Source organism: Psychromonas sp. L1A2 (genome assembly GCF_009828855.1).
Taxonomy (GTDB): Bacteria; Pseudomonadota; Gammaproteobacteria; order Enterobacterales; family Psychromonadaceae; genus Psychromonas.
Genome location: NZ_WUAG01000002.1, coordinates 554,111 through 573,079 on the forward strand (window position 1 = coordinate 554,111; position 18,969 = coordinate 573,079).

Sequence of the window (18,969 nt, forward strand, 5' to 3'; positions counted from 1 at the left end):
AAATTTAGATCTCTTATTTAATATAATCGGTATTAAAAGTAAACTTATCTATATTCGCTATCATTCAAGGTACAACATTCAGTAAGCAGTGAAGTCAACAAGTGTTAGGCAAAAAGTGTCAGATCTAACGGGTTAAATCGACACTTTCTAACAACGAAGATATTTAATCACTAGAGGTTGCTGTTTTCTCTTCGCTTGCTCGTAACTCTTCATTAAGTAGCTTTTCTACATGACCCGGTGAATGGGTTCCACCTGATATCAATCGATACATGGCAGGAATAACAAATAACGTGACCACCGTAGCAAAAGCCATTCCGAAAAACACCACTGTCCCCACAGAAATACGACTTTCAGAACCTGCACCATTAGACATAATTAATGGGATAGACCCAGCTAAAGTAGTAAACGCTGTCATTAATATTGGGCGTAAACGACGTGCAGAAGCATCAATAATTGCCACTTCTAACGCATGGCCCTTGTCACGTAATTGGTTAGCAAATTCAACAATCAAAATACCGTTCTTAGTCACCATACCAATTAGCATGATCATACCAATTTGACTATAAATATTAAGCCCTTGTTGCATCACAACCATGCCAATAAAGCCGCCTAATACCCCCATAGGAACAGTAAGCATAACCACTAATGGATTGATGAAACTTTCAAATTGCGCGGCTAATACTAAATAAGCCACCAGTAAAGCTAAACCAAATACAATGAATACACTGCTCCGATTTTCTTTATACTCTTTTGATTCGCCAGTATAAGAAATAGTGATATCACTTGGAAATAACTCAATGGCTTTAGCATCTAAATAATCTAATACCTCACCTAATGATTTACCTTCCGCAGCACTGCCGCCCAAAGTAATCGATTTTTGTTTATTGTAATGCGACAACCTATTTGCTGATGCGACCTCTTCAATATCTGCCAATGTATCTAAAGTAATCAGATCACCGCCTCTTGTGCGCATATAAATCTGACTTAGGTCGCTCACATTATTAAAGCTATTTTCATCACCTCGTAAATAAACATCATATTCTTCGCCACGTTCAACATAAGTCGTTTCACTACTTCCGCCTAACATCACTTCTAATGTTTCAGAAATATCATCCAAACTAATGCCTAACTCAGCAGCACGTTCTTTGTCTAAGGTCACCACCAGCTCAGGTGTTTTTTCCGAGTAATCAAGGTCACCACCAACAACCATGCCATCAGCTTCAGCCTGTTGCCTTAACAATTCAGCATACTTTTCTAACTCTTTGTAATCTGAACCGCCTAATACAAACTCAACTTGGTCGCTCGATCCACCTCGGAATCCAGGTAATAAAGGGCGAACACGGATGTCAGGTAAGTTTTTTAACGCTTTATTCACCAGTCCTAGCGCTTGAGTAGCAGAAACAGTTCTATCATTCCAATCTTCCAATACCATGATAACAAAACCTGTTTGGTCACCAGCATTACCACCAAAAGCAGGCGCTTGAGTACTAAATGATTTAATAACGCCCTGTCCTAATAAAGGCATTAAACGCTCTTGTACAAGATCCATATTCGCAGACATACGGTTAAAGCTGGTTCCTTCAGCGCCTTTTACGAAAGCGAAAATCACCCCTCTATCTTCTTTAGGTGCAAGTTGAGAAGGCACTTGTTGCATCAAGAAATAACTACCTGCAATACAACCAAGAATGACTAACGGCGCCGCTAAACGCAATTTCATTGCACAATTTAAACCACGGCGGTAAACATTCTCTAAACGGTTAAACTGCTTATCAACCCAACGATTAAAACGATTCTGTTGTTGATGCTCTTTCAGCATTTTACTAGCAAGTACTGGCGTTAAGGTTAATGCGATAAATGAAGAGAAAATAACAGACATGGCCAATAACACAGAAAACTCAGTAAATAATAGTCCCACCATACCGTCCATAAAGGAGATAGGTAAAAAGACCATTACTAATACTAAGGTTGTGGCAATAACGGCAAAGCCAACTTCTCTAGTCCCTTTATAGGCAGCCATTAATGGCTTTTCACCTTTTTCCAAGTGATGGAAAATATTCTCAACAACAACAATCGCATCATCGACCACCAAACCGATCGATAAAATAAGCGCCATTAAAGTAATGAGATTAATTGAGAAACCAAAATAATAAGCAGCAATAAAAGAAGAAACTAATGAAACAGGAACAGTAATAGCAGGAATAATAGTCGCTCTAGCTTGGCCGATGAAAATATACAAAACCAAGACAACTAAACCACCCGTTATCATTAAAGTGCTATAAACCTCATCAATAGAACGCTCAATGAATACCGTAGAGTCATAATTTAAAACTAAATCAGTATTATCAGGTAAAAACTGTTGGATATTATCCACTTCTTTACGGACTGACTTGGCGACCTCCAGTGGGTTAGCATCTGTTTGTGTAATAATACCTAAGCTTAGATTTACAATACCATTATTTTTAAAAGCAGAGTTTTCATTTTCTGCACCAACATAAACTTTAGCAACATCTTTTAAATAGATTGGCGTACCGTCATTAGCGGTACGGACCACTAAATAATCAAAGTCTTGAGGTTCGGCATACAAACGAGCCGTTCGAACTGACATCACCGTCGTATCATTTCGCACTTCACCACCAGGACTTTCAACATTTTCAGACTCTAATGCTGAAATAATGTCACTGACCGTCACCGAACGTCCCGCCATCATATCGGGCTGTAACTTAACGTACATTACTTTGTATAAACCACCAGTAACGTTAACTGAACTAACACCCGTTATTAAGCTAAATCTGTCGGTTAAAGCACGTTCTGCATAGTCGGTGAGTTGCGTCCTATCCATGGTTGAAGATTTAAGATTGATATACATGGAAGGTTCACCAGAACCATCATCTTTAGACACAATAGGTTCATCTGCCTCATCGGGTAACGCCCCTTCCGCTTTTGCCACTGCATCACGTATGTCACTGACACCTTCTGTTAAGTCCCAGCCAATATCAAAGGTAACGGTGATACGAGACATGCCATTACGCGTAACAGAATCAACTTCATCGATGCCACTGATTCCGGTTACTTGGTCTTCAATAACAGAAGTAACTTGGCTTTCCATGATCGTTGCACTCGCCCCTTCATAACGAGTGGTGATTGAGACAACAGGGCTTTCAACATCGGGCATCTCTCGTACAGCGAGCTTTTCAAATGAAACTATCCCAAAAACACAAAGCAATAGACTTAATACTATTGCCATTACGGGCCGTTTTACAGACACATCGGATAACCACATTATTTGCTATCCTTTTTCTTAGGTTTATTCAATTTTGCTGTTGTATCAGCAGTTTCTTTAGTGGTACTTAGGTCGTTAACCGTTAATCCATCACGCATATTAACTAACCCTTGTACGACGATACGCTCACCAACTTTTAAACCTGATTCGATGATAGCTTGGTCTTTAATTCGAGCACCTAATTCAACTTCTCTCCGTTCTACTTTATTATCGACCGTTACTACATAAACAAAACGTTTAGTACCTGAATACTCTATAGATTGCACTGCAATAATAGGTTCATTAACCGCTTTAAAATCAAGACGTGCAGACAACAACATACCTGGTTTTAATTGCTGACTTGTATTGTCAAACAACAAACGTACTCGAAGGTTTAATGTATCAGGATTAATACGAGAATCGATCGCCATAACTTTACCCGTAAAGGTTTTATCACCCCAAGCACGGGTGGTTGCTGAAACATCCATCCCAACTTCAATTTGAGATAAGTAACGTTCAGGTACAGGAAGATCTAAAGTCATTTGTGATAGGTTATCTAATGTTAATAAGGTTTCACCAATTGAAACATTCTTCCCTTCACTAAAATCAAGTAGCCCTATCGTGCCTTCAAAAGGAGCAACAATGCGATGATTATCCACAAACACTTGAGCCGCTAATAAACGCGCCTTACCAATTGCTACCGATGATAATTGAGCATCTAACTCGGTCTGTGTAATCGCTTGTTTTTTAATAAGACGTTGGTAATCTTTTAATGTTCTTTGTTCATTCGCTAAATAAGCTTTAGCTTCTGCCAATAATGCATTAGCACCGGCATTATCTAAACTAATCAATAGTTGGCCTTTTTTGACTTTTTGATTGGCCTCCACTGCAATTTTTGTCACTTTCGCTGCCACTTCAGATGCAATACTGACGTATTGTTTCGCCTGTAACTTACCAATCAAAGACAAAGACTGAGTGACTTCATGTGTATCAACTATCTCACTTTTGACGGAAACAGCAGGAGCAGCAAAAACAGAATGGCTAAACGAACTCAGCAATAAACTAGTTAACATAAAAACAGTATTTAATTTATTCATTATTTTTTCTTCTAAATAAGTGGGTAAGACAAACAATAAAAAATCAACAGCATCCAGCTATCATTTCCTATCATAAAGTAAAAAGAACAAAAGATTGTGAAGAAAATATGGAGAAATAATAATAAACTTGAAACAAAACAAATAATTAATAGAGTTTTTCTATTGAAATGGATAAAAACCAGCTAGTTTTTTGTAAATACTCATATTAGTTCACAACAACAAATAGCCATCGATGCCTATAATTAAATCCTTCAATAAATAGGATCAACTTTATCGAGAATAATTAAGATAAAGTATTATAAGGAGAGCTTTATGGTCGTCGTATTATTTCGCTGGGAAATAAACCCAGTACATGAAAAAGTATTTAAAGAGGGTTGGACTGAATTAGTACAACGTAATATTGAAAAATATGGCGCACTAGGATCTCGATTACATAAAACAAAAGATAATCAATGGGTTTCCTATAGCCAATGGATAAGTGAAGAACATTATCTAAAAGCACAAGGGTTGGAAGACAAACATGAAGGGGCAAGATCTAAAATGCTCACTGCTATTATCAGTGCCGCAGAGCCTTTGGTTCTCGTTCCTGTATTAGACCATTTAATATCCAGTAAACTCTAATCGCATCATCGTATTTAGTCCCCATTTATACCGCTTACCTTTAGCGTTAACAAAACAGCGCTAAACATAATTTTTAATAAGATGTCGTCATAGTTGTTTATTGTTATAACTTTACCAGCAACTAACAACTAGCGTTGACTAAACGAAAAAACTCAAATGAGTTAAAGATAAACCAATATCTTTAACTCATTATTGGACTAACAACAATCGACTAAAGAAAGTGAATGTGCAGCGCCTAATTCTTAATAAAATGAATAAAGCATTAACGCTGCTGTATCGATTTGCTTACCCGAAATGGAGATTAAATAACCTTGAGTACTTTATCCATTGTTAAACGCGTTTTAGGCAGAGAAAAATTATAATCTTCTGACGGATGATGGTAACCAATCGCTAATGCAACATGACATTGATAATCACCTAGTTCATCGTAAAAAATGTCACCAATTAACTCACTATCAACGCCTTCCATTGGTGTTGAATCGACTTTCAAGCGCGCTAATGTATGCATAGCATTACCTAATGCAAGGTAAACTTGAGACTTAGTCCAATTCTCATTATTCCCTTTCTCATCAGTATTAATATCAGCAAAAGAATAACTACCAAATGCTTTTTCTTTATCTTCCAATTTAGTGCGATTATCCACAATGCCTTGGTCGACTACTTTTTCATAGTCAGCACGAGTGTAAGCAGGGTTATGTGCAAATAAGATAATATGTGAACAAGCTAAAATATGATGCTGATTAAACTGGAATTTATTAGCAAAAGAATCAACCATTCTCTGTTTTGCTGCATCACTTTCAATAACAATAAACTTCCAAGGTTGAGAGTTTATTGACGAAGGAGAAAGGCGCAATGCTTGGTACAAAACCTCTAAATCTTGCTGAGATACTTTTTTAGTTGCATCATATTTTTTAGCCGTGTAACGCGTTTCTAAATCATTAATAATTTGCTCATGTATTGCCATATTGTCGAATCTCATTTATTGGGTGATTAATATAAGTTGTCATTAAAAGTATCGTTGTTATTAAAAGGTATAATTATCGTTATATAGTTGTCGTTATAGCCACTTCGACACTATTTTTTTGGAAGTAATTATTCACCTCTATACCGCTAATAATCAATAAGCACATTGTACACTTGATTCTTTTATTTGATAATCACACTTAAATTTGAATAACTTGATAATTATTTTTGAATATGTATCACTTAAACGATCTCAAATTAGCCATCAGAATTGCCGATTTACAAAATATATCAGCAGCCAGTCGTGAGCTTAATTTAACACCTGCCGCCGCAAGTGCTGCATTAAAGCGTCTTGAACAAAGGTTAAATTGCCAATTATTTATTCGCTCTACACGTACTATGCAATTGACCGAGGAAGGCCATTTATTTATTGAAAGTAGCCGAGAAGCGATCAATATATTAGAGCTAGCCAGTAATACCTTGAACAATAACAACGACCAACTAAGTGGTGATTTAGGGTTAAGCATGCCCTCAGATTTAGGCAGAAATATTGTTAGTGCTTGGATAGATGAATTTTTAGCCTCAGCCCCTTCCTTAACGCTTACCTTATATTTAAGCGATCATATGAGTGATTTAATGGATCAAAAAATTCAGCTCGCTCTTCGCTATGGTCATTTATCAGATTCCGTCCTTAAACGTCGTTACTTAACGTCGTCGCCTCGTTATGTAGTGGCTTCCCCAACTTATATTAAAGAGTTCGGTCAACCTAATAGCCCTGCAGAACTTCAACAACATAAATTATTAAGTTGGAATTTAGGTAGCAAACACCTTCAACAATGGACATTTATTAAAGATAATCAGCGTATACAAATACCTATTTCTCCAATCAAAACGACCAATGATGGGGCTTTATTAAGACAATGGGCGATCGCAGGACATGGTATTGCCTATAAAAGTTGGATAGATATTGCGGAAGATGTAGAGCAAGGACGCTTGAAGGTACTATTAACAGATTACTTAACTGAAGATATTCCCTTGCAGTTAGTTTATTTACAAACAGATTACCCTAGGAAACAGTTACGTATGGTCATTGATTTTTTACAACATAAATTCAGTGAGTTTAGTAAACGATATCCACCCCCTTAACTAAGCTGTTTAGCTTGAATCTATTATAAACACGATGATCGGCATAACATTTTAATCGTGTTCTTATTTTCGGCGACACTATTTCCTATGGCATTAACGTTAACAATACGAACTTCAACCATACAGTCTCCAGTAATACAAACAGAGCCAAATAATAGATACTAGCCACCAGCTTAAAACGCCTATCGACAGTTATCTAAACGACGCTTATACCACTTTCAAATAAACAACGTTACAAACAATCACTTCAACATAAGTTGTTTATTGTATCTGTGACTATTCACTTCTTATACAAACTTTTATATTTACTGAATAATACAGAAAATTCAATAACTCAGGTCGCGTTATTACCGACTACCAAGGACTTACTAAGATTTTTAAGGTAAAGTTTGTAATAGTTTTCCTTAAGTGAGCAAATATTAAATGTCAGATGATGTTAACGAGACTTCAATACAACTAGAAAAAATCATTCACCCACTACCAGCAATGCACCTCGCACAATTAACCGCCTTCGCATTTGGTTTACCACCATTATATTTTTGTCGTGAATACCTATCTTTAGATGAAGAAACAACCATTAATCACTGCAAGCAACGTATCCTTAATTTAATAGCGAATGGAGAAGTTTCATTACAGCAATTAACTCACTTATTAGTTGAAAAAGAGTATTTTGATTCCGATGAAGCACGTCTTCGTTTAGGCCCTACCCCTACAGAATAAAAATCACTGATTAAAGTTAATGAAACAACTTCAATCAGTTGAGTCTTTTTTAGAGCCTCCTCCGGTTAAAGTAAGCTCAGCGTCACTTACTTTCAATTTATATTTAAAAATATCAAGCTAAGTACGCCTTGAAATAACAATTATGGGCTCATTTATACCCGTCACCATTCAAGATACAAAAATCAAACAGTCGTGAGATAAACAGATTCTAGGCACAAAGATCTAACGGGTTAAATCGACCCTTTATAAAACAACGAAGGTGCTTGCCTCACGACTTGCCTTGCTGATCGACAACTCGACAACCAATACTGCGTTGTAACATTTGATAAGAATTAACCATTGTCATGATGTGACGCATTGTCTTAGTGTCCGAGTTAACAACTGAATAATGCACCTTAATTGGTCGCATATACAAATATAAAAACACTAAAAACCTATATTTCAACAAGTTATAACATAACTATGATTCAAAATTATTTGTCACACTAACAGACAAATAGCTACCACTTTATGGTTAAAAAATGGTATTTTTAAAATCTACATTGATATTTTATATAATTAAGGATGGTAAATGGACTTAACCACTAAAGAGCGCCATTGGTTACCTCTATTTGGTAAAACAGGTAAAATAGCATTAAGTAAAGCTTGCTGGTTAAATAAATCACGTAAAAAGATAATCGCACAAACTTTTAATAGTACAGCAGAAACCAGAGTACATAGCCTCAAATCATGGGTGACTATGCAATGGAACTTTCTTAATGATGCCACTTTGTACCTGAGTACAAAGTCTCAGCAACAATGGTCAAACTCGCTACATGATTTACTAAGTCGAAATAGTGACTTTTCAGAGTTATTTGTTGTGATGGCAGATGGTCAAATTGCAGGGTCTAGTTATCGAGGAGTAATACAACATAACATAAGCATCGATGTCCTCAATAAAGGTTTACAAGCCAAGTTTTTACATGGCCCTTATATTGATCCAATGACAAAAGAAGTTGGTCCATCAAGTTCTAATTTCCATGATTCAGTGACCCTCATGTTTTACCACCCCATTATTGTCGATAATATTGCAATTGCTTGTTTATGTGGGCGAGTACCTAATGATGTAATGAGTGATATTATTCAACGTGAAGCTGGACATGTTTATTGTGAATCCGGTGATAACTATATTTTTATGGTTCAATCAAATCAAACACCTTCTATTGCAACTGGTACCGCCCTATCTCGTTCACGTTTTGAAGACAATACATTTTCTCATGGAGAAAATCTAAAATCGGGCGTACACACAAATTGGGGAACCGTTAAAATAAAGGCTCATACAGAGTTTGAAATTCGCTTTACTGATCCTGCCACCAAACAATTACACCCAGGGATAAGAGAAACAATTAAACATGGTGAAAATTTGTATATTGATTATCCCGGTTACTCTGATTATCGACATATCCCCGTTGTTGGTAAAGGAATTACTTTTCAATTAGAGGGGTCACCTGATGTGTGGGGAATGATGTGTGAAGCCGATTTAGAAGAGGTTTATCGTCATCGTTCAATTACTTATACGCTAGGTAAAACACTTTCTTTAGCAATTGGCTTGCCCTTTCTCGTAGCGACAATGTTGTCTACTTGGATGATGCTGCCTCTATGGCAAAATAACATATTAATCGCTTTTACTTTATTTATTGCAATTTTTAGTTTTTGTCGCTTGGGATTAGCCCCTGTAGCTGCACGTTTAAAGCACATGGTCAATGTAATTCAAATGTTGGCGGAGGGTGATGCAAATCTTAATCAACGTTTTGATACGACAAAGTTTAGCGCTGATGAGTCTGGAGAAATGGGGCGCTGGATCAATAGTTTTATCGATCGCCTAGATAATATGCTAGGGGAGATGATCCATGCTTCAGGTGAGGTAAAAGAGGTTAGTGAGTCTATGCTACAACATTGTATTAGTGTTGATAAAGCAAGTAAAACAACGACTCACTCAATTGACTCCATGTTGCAATTATCTACCAATCAACAAGATGAAATAGCCAGTGCAACTATTTCAGCTCAAGTGATGAATGAGCTAATGATAGATGTCGTGAGTAAAACACAACAAGAATATGAACAAGCAATTAATAATACTAAACAGATCAAAGATATTGTTTTATCTTCAGCTAAAAGCGTTAATGATGTTAATGGAAGAATGAAAGAAATTGAAACAATTGTTACCTTAATTACAGGCATCACAGAACAAACTAACTTATTGGCATTAAATGCAGCAATTGAAGCTGCAAGAGCAGGTGAACATGGAAGAGGTTTCTCTGTTGTTGCTGATGAAGTACGTAACCTTGCAACCAGAACATCGCAAGCAGCACAACATATTGGCGAAATTATGTCGACACTGGGCAGTGAATCAGAAATGGCTGTTAAGTATATGCAACAAGGTGTTAATAATGTAGATAAAAACACTTTAGTTTTAGACTCAGGAGACAGAAACGTCAAACTTAAAATAGCGGTAGAAGATGTATTTAATACGATGAATCAAATCGCTAGTAACAGTGAATCACATGGAAAAACAACAAAAGAGGCACAAAATACGACATTAGAAATGGAAGAATCGTCACAACAATTAATACATCAAACAACATTGGTCAAAAATGCTATTTTACGACTCAATAAATTAGTTGAACGTTTCGAGGTTTCTAAGCATTAGGTCTAATTTATACCGATTACATTAAATATGTTATCTAAATTTTGCGCAGACAAAACAGTTCAACTCAAGGCGTAAATTGACGTAAATGGCTGTTCCCTTTACGAAATTTACAACGAGGAGTTGGGCTGTTTTAACAAGTAAAATAGATAAGCTATTTATTGTGATTGGTATTACACATAAAGCGTTGAATAAAAGCTTAGCCCTCTTTTATTCAACGTTGAAATAGGCTATTTATTTTTCAAGTTTGAAACGTTTAACAATACTGTGTAACTGGTTATTAACCTCATGGATGTGATGAGTTTCTTCATTTACATTAGCGCCTGTTGTTGTCAGTTCTTGAACAATATTATGAATACGAGCCATATTTTGGCTAACCTCTCTAATCACGCTATTTTGCTCCTGTGCTGACGAGGCAATCTGATTACTTAAGTCATTAATTTTCGAAACAAACCCACTCATCACCTCTAAACTATCTGCAACACTAGCAGCCTCAGATACCGTTTGTTGGCTGGTTTCACGGGTACTATCAATTGAACTAACAACTGAAGTAGACTCATGTTGCAATTTGGCCAAGGCATTTTCAACTTCACCTGTACTAGTTTGCGTGCGTGCTGCTAATGCCCGTACTTCATCTGCAACAACAGCAAACCCACGCCCTTGTTCACCTGCACGAGCAGCTTCAATAGCCGCATTTAATGCCAATAAGTTAGTTTGGTCTGCAATTGCGCCAATCACACTTAAAATTGAACTAATATCTTGCGTTTCTTGACTCATATTCGCGACGTTTATCGTGGCATTTTCAACTTCTTTAGACAGGCGCTGTAAGCTTACTTGTGCATTAGCAATAATCCCTTTAGAGGTTTCACCAGAGTTATTTGCTTCATGAGTAAACTGGGCGGTATCTTGCGCATTAATAGCTACCATTTCAGCGGTAACACTTAATTCCTCTACCGCTGTCACGACTTGCTCTGTTTCTTGTTGATGCTGAGATAATATATCTGCACTTTTATCTGAGTGACTTTTCAATACTTCAACACCTTCTGATAAACGCCCACTTACACGTTTCACGTCTAACATCATCAACTGTAATGTTTCAATAAAGGTATTAACATTCATGGCAATCTGGCCAAGATCATCTTTAGAATTAACGACTAACCTCTGAGTTAAATCACCGCTACCATCAGATAAATTACCAATTAATGTTTTCAGTGCAATCACCGGTTGATAAATGCGGTTAAGCACTAGAATTAATATAACGATAAATAATACAGCGATGATTGAAACCCAAAAGAACAGATCCCATGTCGCATTAAAGACAGCTGAAAAAGCAACTTCATCTTTTACTGCAACCATTAAGTACCAAGGTTCACTACCTTCCAGCTGGACACTAGTAGAGACCATTACACTAGGTTTACCTTCAAGTTTAATATCTTCAATAATACGTTCCTGATTAAACATTTTTGCAGAAAAACCGCTCAACTCTTCAATATTTTGCACTTGCTCTTGTGCTTTTGCTATTTCACTTGTTGATGCTAATACCATTCCTTTGTGGTCAACCAGAATAGCAATATCATCTTCAGCAACATGCACACCTTCAACTAATGTTTGTAGATAGGTTAATCGAACATCAGAAGCCAAGACTCCACCATTAATAGGATGAACCGCTAGTAAAAGTAATGCACCTTGTTTTGTAGCAAATACATCCGTTAATTTTAAATCTGTACTTTGCTTACCTAATTGGTACCAAGAACGTGTTCGAGGGTCATATTTAGATGGAATACCGACACCTCCAGGAAATGATTCTGACTCTCTTGAAGTATAAGAACGCCCATCATCTAATCCTAATGTGATTTTGCTTATGCCTGAAACCGCTTTAGTGATCATCATGTATTTTTCATGATCGGTTTGATAATGGTTGGCTTCGTATAATTCAGCTAAATGCGTAACAGGTGATGAATATGATGCGATAAAACTTTTAATATTGTTCGCTTCATATTGAGAAGAACTAATAATATTATCGATAAGCGTGGTTTTAGTCGTTTCTTCCAATTTATTAATTGAAATATAACAAGTGATCCCTAACGCCAAAATAAGTAACCCAGTGATCACGACAATTAAAATATTTTTAAATCCAAGCTTACTCATAAAAATCCCTTTAGTACTTTTTTAATAACTTAAAAGCAATGCCAGTGCTTCTTCTGCCTTTAGTCTACCTACTTAGGGTTGTAAATTAGCAGGCTTATTATTCATAAGTATCAAAACTATGACCTTAGCCTCAAAATCATATAATAATACTTTATGGTTATTTTTAAGTAGATCAAAGAATTTAGCTCGCTATTTAAAATTTAATAAAATTCAAACTAAAAAATAATTTAAGCACAACAAATATATTCGCCCCTCTTGTCCACATTATTAGTTTAATTGAAGCTAAATTCTGCTAAAATCTGGCGCTCAATTTGTTGGAGAATAATTTATGAAAGACAATAGCCAAACTAAAGTGATCGTCGGTATTTCCGGTGGTGTTGATTCCTCAGTATCTGCTTATTTATTACAGCAGCAAGGCTATCAAGTAGAAGGCTTATTCATGAAAAACTGGGAAGAGGATGATACCGATGAGTATTGTTCAGCCGCTCAGGATCTTCAAGATGCACAAGCAGTCTGTGATAAATTAGGTATTAAGCTACATACCATCAACTTTGCAGCTGAGTATTGGGATAACGTATTCGAACATTTTCTAGAAGAATACAAAGCTGGCCGTACTCCCAATCCAGACATCATGTGTAACAAAGAAATTAAATTTAAAGCCTTCTTAGAATTTGCAGCAGAAGACTTAGGGGCCGATTTTATAGCAACAGGCCACTACTGTCGTCGCCGTGATGTCGATGGCAAAGCACAATTATTACGTGGTATTGATAACAATAAAGATCAAAGTTACTTTTTATACGCAGTCGGTGGTGAACAAATAGCAAAAACGTTGTTCCCTGTTGGTGAGCTAGAAAAACCAGAAGTACGACGTATTGCTGAAGAACAAGATTTAGTCACACACAATAAAAAAGACAGCACGGGAATTTGTTTTATTGGTGAACGTAAATTTACTGATTTTTTACAAACATATCTACCTGCACAACCAGGTGATATTGTTACGCCTGAAAATGAAGTGATTGGTCAACATCAAGGTTTGATGTACCACACGCTAGGTCAACGCAAAGGCTTAGGCATCGGTGGTTTACAAAACTCAAATGAAAATCCATGGTACGTTGTCGGTAAAGATATGGAAAATAACCGTTTATTAGTCGCTCAAGGTGCGGATCATCCCGCTTTATTTTCATATGGTTTAATTGCTAAAAAATGTGATTGGGTGGATAGAACGCCTAAAAAAGAAAGCTTTAAATGTACCGTTAAAACACGTTACCGCCAAACTGATATTCCATGTACCGTCAATCCGATTGATGACGACACATTAGAGGTTATCTTTGAGCAGCCTCAAGCTGCAGTAACCCCTGGACAATCAGCAGTATTTTATATTGATGATGTTTGTTTAGGCGGCGCGATTATCGACCAACATTTACAAAAATAATATTGGACTAAAAATAGCAGTCACTAAAGCAGCATAAAGAAGCAACGGTGCTTAGCAATAGGTTGTAAGTTAAATTTTAAACAACCTATTTCTATTTAAGCAAACTGAACAACATTAATTCAAATTAGAAGTGTATCCATTATGTCATTCCAAACGTTAGAATCTCGTAGCATTGCTTTTGCTGCAATGTGCCAAGCCGCCTATCTGGTTGATAAAATAGCGAACAAAGGTATTTGCCCTGATGCAGTTGCTTTTAACGCCTCTTTACGTTCTATTGTTCGCACAGATAGTGCTGCACCATTGGAAATTTTTGGTGGTCATGAATCATTAAAATTAGGTTATAAAACGGTTGTAGCGCAACTAGATAATGTTGATGGTAGCCGTAACATGCAAGTCACTAAATATGTGGCGGGATTAATCGCATTAGAGCGTAAGTTATCAGCTAACCCTGGTTCATTAAACCTATTAGGCGAACGTATTAACCAAGTTAATCGTCAATTAGCACACTTTGAAATTGATGATAGTAGTGTGTTAAGCAATTTAGATTCTATCTACAAAGACCTTATTAGTAATTTAGGCCCTAAAATTCAAGTTAACGGTAACCCTTCATACTTGCAACAAGACCATACACAGCATAAAATTCGCGCATTATTATTAGCGGGTGTTCGTGCTGCCGTATTATGGCGTCAAGTTGGCGGCAAACGTCGTCAATTATTACTTTCGCGTAAAGCCATCGTTGAACAAACAAAACAAAATTTGCTACGTACATAACTTACTACGAACACCGTTAAGAGTTTACGAAGTAAATATTCGAATGACCGTTTCCTACAGGGAAGCAAAAGAACCTATTTAAACAACCTACATCTCAGGAGCAACAAATGGAACTTTCAGGACTAACAGCTGTATCACCAGTTGACGGCCGTTACGGTAGCAAAACTGCAATTTTACGCGACATCTTTAGTGAATTTGGTTTAATCAAATTCCGCGTACAAGTTGAAGTGCGTTGGTTACAAAAACTAGCACAAACAGATGGTATCGCAGAAGTTCCTGCTTTCTCTGCTGAAGCAAATGCACACCTTGATGCAATCGTTACAGACTTCTCTGAAGCAGATGCACAACGTGTAAAAGATATTGAAGCAACAACAAACCACGATGTAAAAGCGGTTGAATACTTCTTGAAAGAGAAAGTAGCAGACGTAGCTGAACTACACGCAGTATCTGAATTCATTCACTTTGCCTGTACTTCTGAAGACATTAACAACCTATCTCATGCATTAATGCTAGGTACAGCTAAAACAGACGTGATCCTGCCTTACTGTAATCGTGTTGTTGATGCGATTAAAGCAAAAGCGATTGAATACAAAGCAATGCCGATGATGTCTCGTACACACGGCCAGCCAGCTTCACCTACTACACTAGGTAAAGAGTTTGCTAACGTTGTTGCTCGTTTACAACGTCAAGTTAAACAAATCGAAGCAACTGAGCAACTTGGTAAAACAAACGGTGCTGTTGGTAACTACAATGCCCACTTAAGTGCTTACCCAGAAGTTAATTGGCAGGGTTTTGCTGAAGAGTTTGTAACAAGCTTAGGCGTAACATTTAATCCATTTACAACGCAAATTGAACCGCATGATTACATTGCAGAGCTATTTGATGCGATTGCACGTTTTAACACAATCCTTTTAGACTTTGACCGTGACGTATGGGGTTACATCTGTATTGGTCACTTCAAACAAAAAACGATTGCTGGCGAAATTGGCTCTTCAACAATGCCACATAAAGTAAACCCAATTGATTTTGAAAACTCTGAGGGTAACTTAGGTCTTGCTAACGCTATCTTTGATCACCTAGCAGCGAAACTGCCTGTTTCTCGCTGGCAGCGTGACTTAACAGACTCAACTGTATTACGTAACTTAGGTGTTGCTATCGGTTATTCTGTTATCGCTTACGAAGCAAGCTTAAAAGGTATTAGCAAGCTTGAAGCAAACGAAGCTAACATGTTGAAAGATTTAGATTCAAACTGGGAAGTATTGGCAGAGCCAATTCAAACAGTAATGCGCCGTTACGCTATCGAAAAACCATACGAGAAACTAAAAGAGCTAACGCGCGGTAAACGTGTAGATGGCCCAGGTATGTCTGAGTTCATCGATACTCTAGAGCTACCTCAAGCCGTGAAAAATGAGCTTAAAGCAATGACACCTGCATCTTATATCGGTCAAGCAATTGAACTAGTAGATAAGATGGCATAATCGCGTAAAGCGAGATGAGAGTGCTTAATGAAAGTTAGGAACTAATCACTTATAAAAGGCAATCTTAGGATTGCCTTTTTTGTTTTTCCCTTTTTTATTCCTAACAATGTCCCGTCCTGAATATGTTTTTATACCTTTTTATTTATCCCGTATTGTTATACTCATTTTCTCAACACTTCACTTCTGCCTTTTCTTTTAAGATAAAGTAGGAAAGGTTGTAAGCCGCTATAACAGGCAATACCGACCGAACAGACAATAATCGAAATTAACATTTGTAGCGTCATTAATTGTTCTAAAAACACCATTGCCAATAATACCGACACAATCGGCACCAATGCCATAATAGTTGAAGCTGATACCGCGCCTAATTTGTTAATAGAATAAGTCATGCAGAATAATGCAATGATGCTAACAACAATGCCCTGATAAACGCCTTGTAACAGGATTTCATCGATAGGTGCAACGCTAATATGACTCGGTAAGAAGATCCAAATAGGCGTAAAAAATAAAGCATTAATAAGCGGTACAGCAATCATGACGGTCTTTAAATTGAGCCCCCATACTTTCATCGATACCGAATAAAAAGCAATGGCAAAGGCCGCAATCAATAACCAAAATAATGCACTTAATGTTGCCCCGCCGGTACTGGTAAACAATAAAACATTAGCCAATAAAATAAGAAAGACACCGACATATTGGGCATTGTTTAAACGCACTTTTTTCCATACAAAAACAATGGCGGCACACATGATAGGTAATGACCCATTAATAATAACGCCAGTATTGGCTGCATCAGACATTAATAAGCCAATCAAACTCGCACACACATAAAACGAACCACAACATAAACTACAAAGAATAATCCGTGGTGTAAACAACGCTTTAATAGATGTTTTACTGAGTAAGGCGTAAATCAACACAATCGATCCTGCCGTCAAAAATCGAATGCCAGTAACATCCCAAACAGTTAATGAACGAGAAATGCCCCATTTGGAAATAATAATCCAACCAGACCAAATCATCACTACCGTTAACCCGGCTAATAAACCGGTGACTTTATCAAACTTGATCGTCCTTTCCATTACTGTTCCTTGTCTGTATTTACTTTAACTCTTTGGCTGAGCTATTTACTTAACTGTTTGTTTAACTATTTGTTTAAAAAGTAATATAAGTAAGCTAATTTATTTAGCTCGGCAGATCAGGTTACTCACCAAATAAAAACAAAGCAACGCTTTTAATATTATTCACTTTAAAGATAATACAAAGCTGCATGCTGTATCACTATCGTGCTTATAAATGACCTGTTACACTCCAAATAATTTTTATACTCAAAGGCTTTCCCCCATGTTTGAACTTAATTTTGAAATTAACCAGTTTTTAGATACCTACTGGCAAAAGAAACCCACCTTTATCAAACAAGGCTTTGTAGACTTCCAAGATCCAATTGCTGTTGATGAATTAGCGGGTTTAGCGATGGAAGAAGACTTGGAAAGTCGCTTAGTATATTTAGAAAAAGAAGAGTGGCAGGCAGAATGTGGCCCGTTTAAAACCTTCGAACGCTTAGAAGAAGATGGCGCAACCTTATTAGTACAAGCTGTTGACCATTGGCATCCAGATGCACAACAGTTAGTCCGTCCATTTCGATTTTTACCAAACTGGCGTATTGATGATCTGATGATCAGCTACTCCACACCTAAAGGTGGCGTTGGCCCGCATATTGATAACTACGATGTATTTATTATTCAAGGTGAAGGAAAACGTCATTGGCGTGTTGGTGCTCGACAAGCATTGCCTGAGTTCGCTGCACATGGCGCGCTAAAGCACTGTGCTCCTTTTGAAGCAGCAATTGATGTTGAAATGGAACCAGGCGATATTCTTTATATTCCAAGTGGTTGCCCACATGAAGGTTATGCTATTGAACCATCACTTAACTACAGTGTAGGTTTCCGTGCACCGGATCAAAATGACCTATTAAGCAGCTTCACTGATTACAACATTGATAACAATGAAAATGCATTACGTTACACCGATATTCCAATGCAAGTACGTGAAAAACCAGGTTGTATTGAAGAAGCAGAGCTCGCTAAATTACATCAAGTAATGTTAGAAAACTGCAAAACACCAGAACATTTAATCCCATGGTTCGGACGAATGATCAGTGAAGCAAAACATGACTTAGATATTGCAATGCCTGAGCATCCGCTTGAAAATGAAGATGTGATTGAATTCCTAGAAGATGGCGCACAATTTACACGCTTAGGAGGATTACGTGCCGTATATTTTGCACAGTCTCCTAAACAAGTCTTTATTAATGGCGAAGTTTACGACTTCTCAGGCTTCACGGAACTTGCACAATATCTGTGTGATCAAGATGAAGCAGCCAGTGAATTACTTGAGTTATTTAAAGACGAACCTGATGCACTTAACTTATTCACACAACTAGTAAACTTAGGTTACTGGTACGCGGAATAGCACTTTGAATGGCATTTTTCATCATTGCTTTAACATACCGCTATAAATAGCGAATAATTGAGATATCACCGAGACTAATCAGATTCGGTGATATCTCTTCGTTAATAGGTTCGCTCCTTCAAGTCCTTCAACATTCATCTTTTTCATCAATGTCTATCTTCTTTATCTACATATCT

General features: G+C 37.1%; 13 protein-coding genes. 8 read left to right on the forward strand and 5 right to left on the reverse strand.

Features of this window, described 5'->3' with window-relative positions; translation table 11 throughout:
* Positions 1 to 163: 163 nt before the first annotated feature.
* Positions 164 to 3,280, reverse strand: coding sequence for a multidrug efflux RND transporter permease subunit (locus GQR59_RS12920; protein WP_160063346.1), 3,117 nt, complete (start codon positions 3,278 to 3,280; stop codon positions 164 to 166).
* Positions 3,280 to 4,356 carry an efflux RND transporter periplasmic adaptor subunit gene (locus tag GQR59_RS12925; RefSeq protein ID WP_160063348.1) on the reverse strand — a complete coding sequence of 359 codons (1,077 nt, stop codon included), beginning with the start codon at positions 4,354 to 4,356 and terminating at the stop codon, positions 3,280 to 3,282. Before GQR59_RS12925 ends, GQR59_RS12920 begins: the two co-directional genes overlap by 1 nt.
* Positions 4,357 to 4,668: 312 nt before the next feature.
* Between GQR59_RS12925 and GQR59_RS12930 the strand changes: the two genes are divergently transcribed.
* The gene (locus GQR59_RS12930; RefSeq protein WP_037049074.1) at positions 4,669 to 4,977 is read left to right on the forward strand and encodes an antibiotic biosynthesis monooxygenase family protein; all 309 of its coding nucleotides are present in this window, start codon (positions 4,669 to 4,671) and stop codon (positions 4,975 to 4,977) included.
* Between the two features lie 301 nt (positions 4,978 to 5,278).
* Here GQR59_RS12930 and GQR59_RS12935 read toward each other — a convergent pair whose 3' ends face one another.
* On the reverse strand, positions 5,279 to 5,935 hold the full coding sequence (locus tag GQR59_RS12935; protein ID WP_160065171.1) for an NAD(P)H-dependent oxidoreductase: 657 nt from the start codon (positions 5,933 to 5,935) through the stop codon (positions 5,279 to 5,281).
* Positions 5,936 to 6,174: 239 nt separating this feature from the next.
* Between GQR59_RS12935 and GQR59_RS12940 the strand changes: the two genes are divergently transcribed.
* The 3 genes from GQR59_RS12940 (at position 6,175) to GQR59_RS12950 (ending at position 10,495) form a co-directional block, all read left to right on the forward strand.
* Positions 6,175 to 7,086, forward strand: a complete 912-nt coding sequence (locus tag GQR59_RS12940) for a LysR family transcriptional regulator (RefSeq protein WP_160065173.1) — start codon at positions 6,175 to 6,177, stop codon at positions 7,084 to 7,086.
* A gap of 423 nt (positions 7,087 to 7,509) precedes the next feature.
* Positions 7,510 to 7,806: a hypothetical protein gene (locus GQR59_RS12945; protein ID WP_160063350.1), complete on the forward strand. Its 297-nt coding sequence runs from the start codon at positions 7,510 to 7,512 to the stop codon at positions 7,804 to 7,806.
* A gap of 571 nt (positions 7,807 to 8,377) precedes the next feature.
* Positions 8,378 to 10,495 (forward strand): methyl-accepting chemotaxis protein, encoded by a 2,118-nt coding sequence (locus GQR59_RS12950; protein WP_160063352.1) that lies wholly within the window; start codon positions 8,378 to 8,380, stop codon positions 10,493 to 10,495.
* A 231-nt stretch (positions 10,496 to 10,726) separates the two neighbouring features.
* Here the strand turns inward: GQR59_RS12950 and GQR59_RS12955 are convergent, their stop codons facing one another.
* Complete coding sequence (locus GQR59_RS12955; RefSeq protein ID WP_160063354.1) at positions 10,727 to 12,640, reverse strand: methyl-accepting chemotaxis protein; 1,914 nt, start codon at positions 12,638 to 12,640, stop codon at positions 10,727 to 10,729.
* A gap of 328 nt (positions 12,641 to 12,968) precedes the next feature.
* Between GQR59_RS12955 and mnmA the strand changes: the two genes are divergently transcribed.
* The 3 genes from mnmA (at position 12,969) to purB (ending at position 16,321) form a co-directional block, all read left to right on the forward strand.
* Complete coding sequence (gene mnmA, locus GQR59_RS12960) at positions 12,969 to 14,072, forward strand: tRNA 2-thiouridine(34) synthase MnmA (protein ID WP_160063356.1); 1,104 nt, start codon at positions 12,969 to 12,971, stop codon at positions 14,070 to 14,072.
* 141 nt (positions 14,073 to 14,213) lie between these two features.
* Positions 14,214 to 14,843: a high frequency lysogenization protein HflD gene (gene hflD, locus GQR59_RS12965; RefSeq protein ID WP_160063358.1), complete on the forward strand. Its 630-nt coding sequence runs from the start codon at positions 14,214 to 14,216 to the stop codon at positions 14,841 to 14,843.
* 107 nt (positions 14,844 to 14,950) lie between these two features.
* A complete protein-coding gene (gene purB, locus GQR59_RS12970) occupies positions 14,951 to 16,321 on the forward strand; it encodes an adenylosuccinate lyase (RefSeq protein WP_160063360.1) in 1,371 nt (456 codons plus the stop codon).
* Between the two features lie 161 nt (positions 16,322 to 16,482).
* Here purB and GQR59_RS12975 read toward each other — a convergent pair whose 3' ends face one another.
* Positions 16,483 to 17,403 (reverse strand): DMT family transporter, encoded by a 921-nt coding sequence (locus tag GQR59_RS12975; RefSeq protein ID WP_160063362.1) that lies wholly within the window; start codon positions 17,401 to 17,403, stop codon positions 16,483 to 16,485.
* 262 nt (positions 17,404 to 17,665) lie between these two features.
* On the opposite strand from GQR59_RS12975, the gene GQR59_RS12980 reads away from it, so the two are divergent.
* A complete protein-coding gene (locus tag GQR59_RS12980; RefSeq protein ID WP_160063364.1) occupies positions 17,666 to 18,793 on the forward strand; it encodes a ribosomal protein uL16 3-hydroxylase in 1,128 nt (375 codons plus the stop codon).
* Positions 18,794 to 18,969 lie beyond the last annotated feature (176 nt).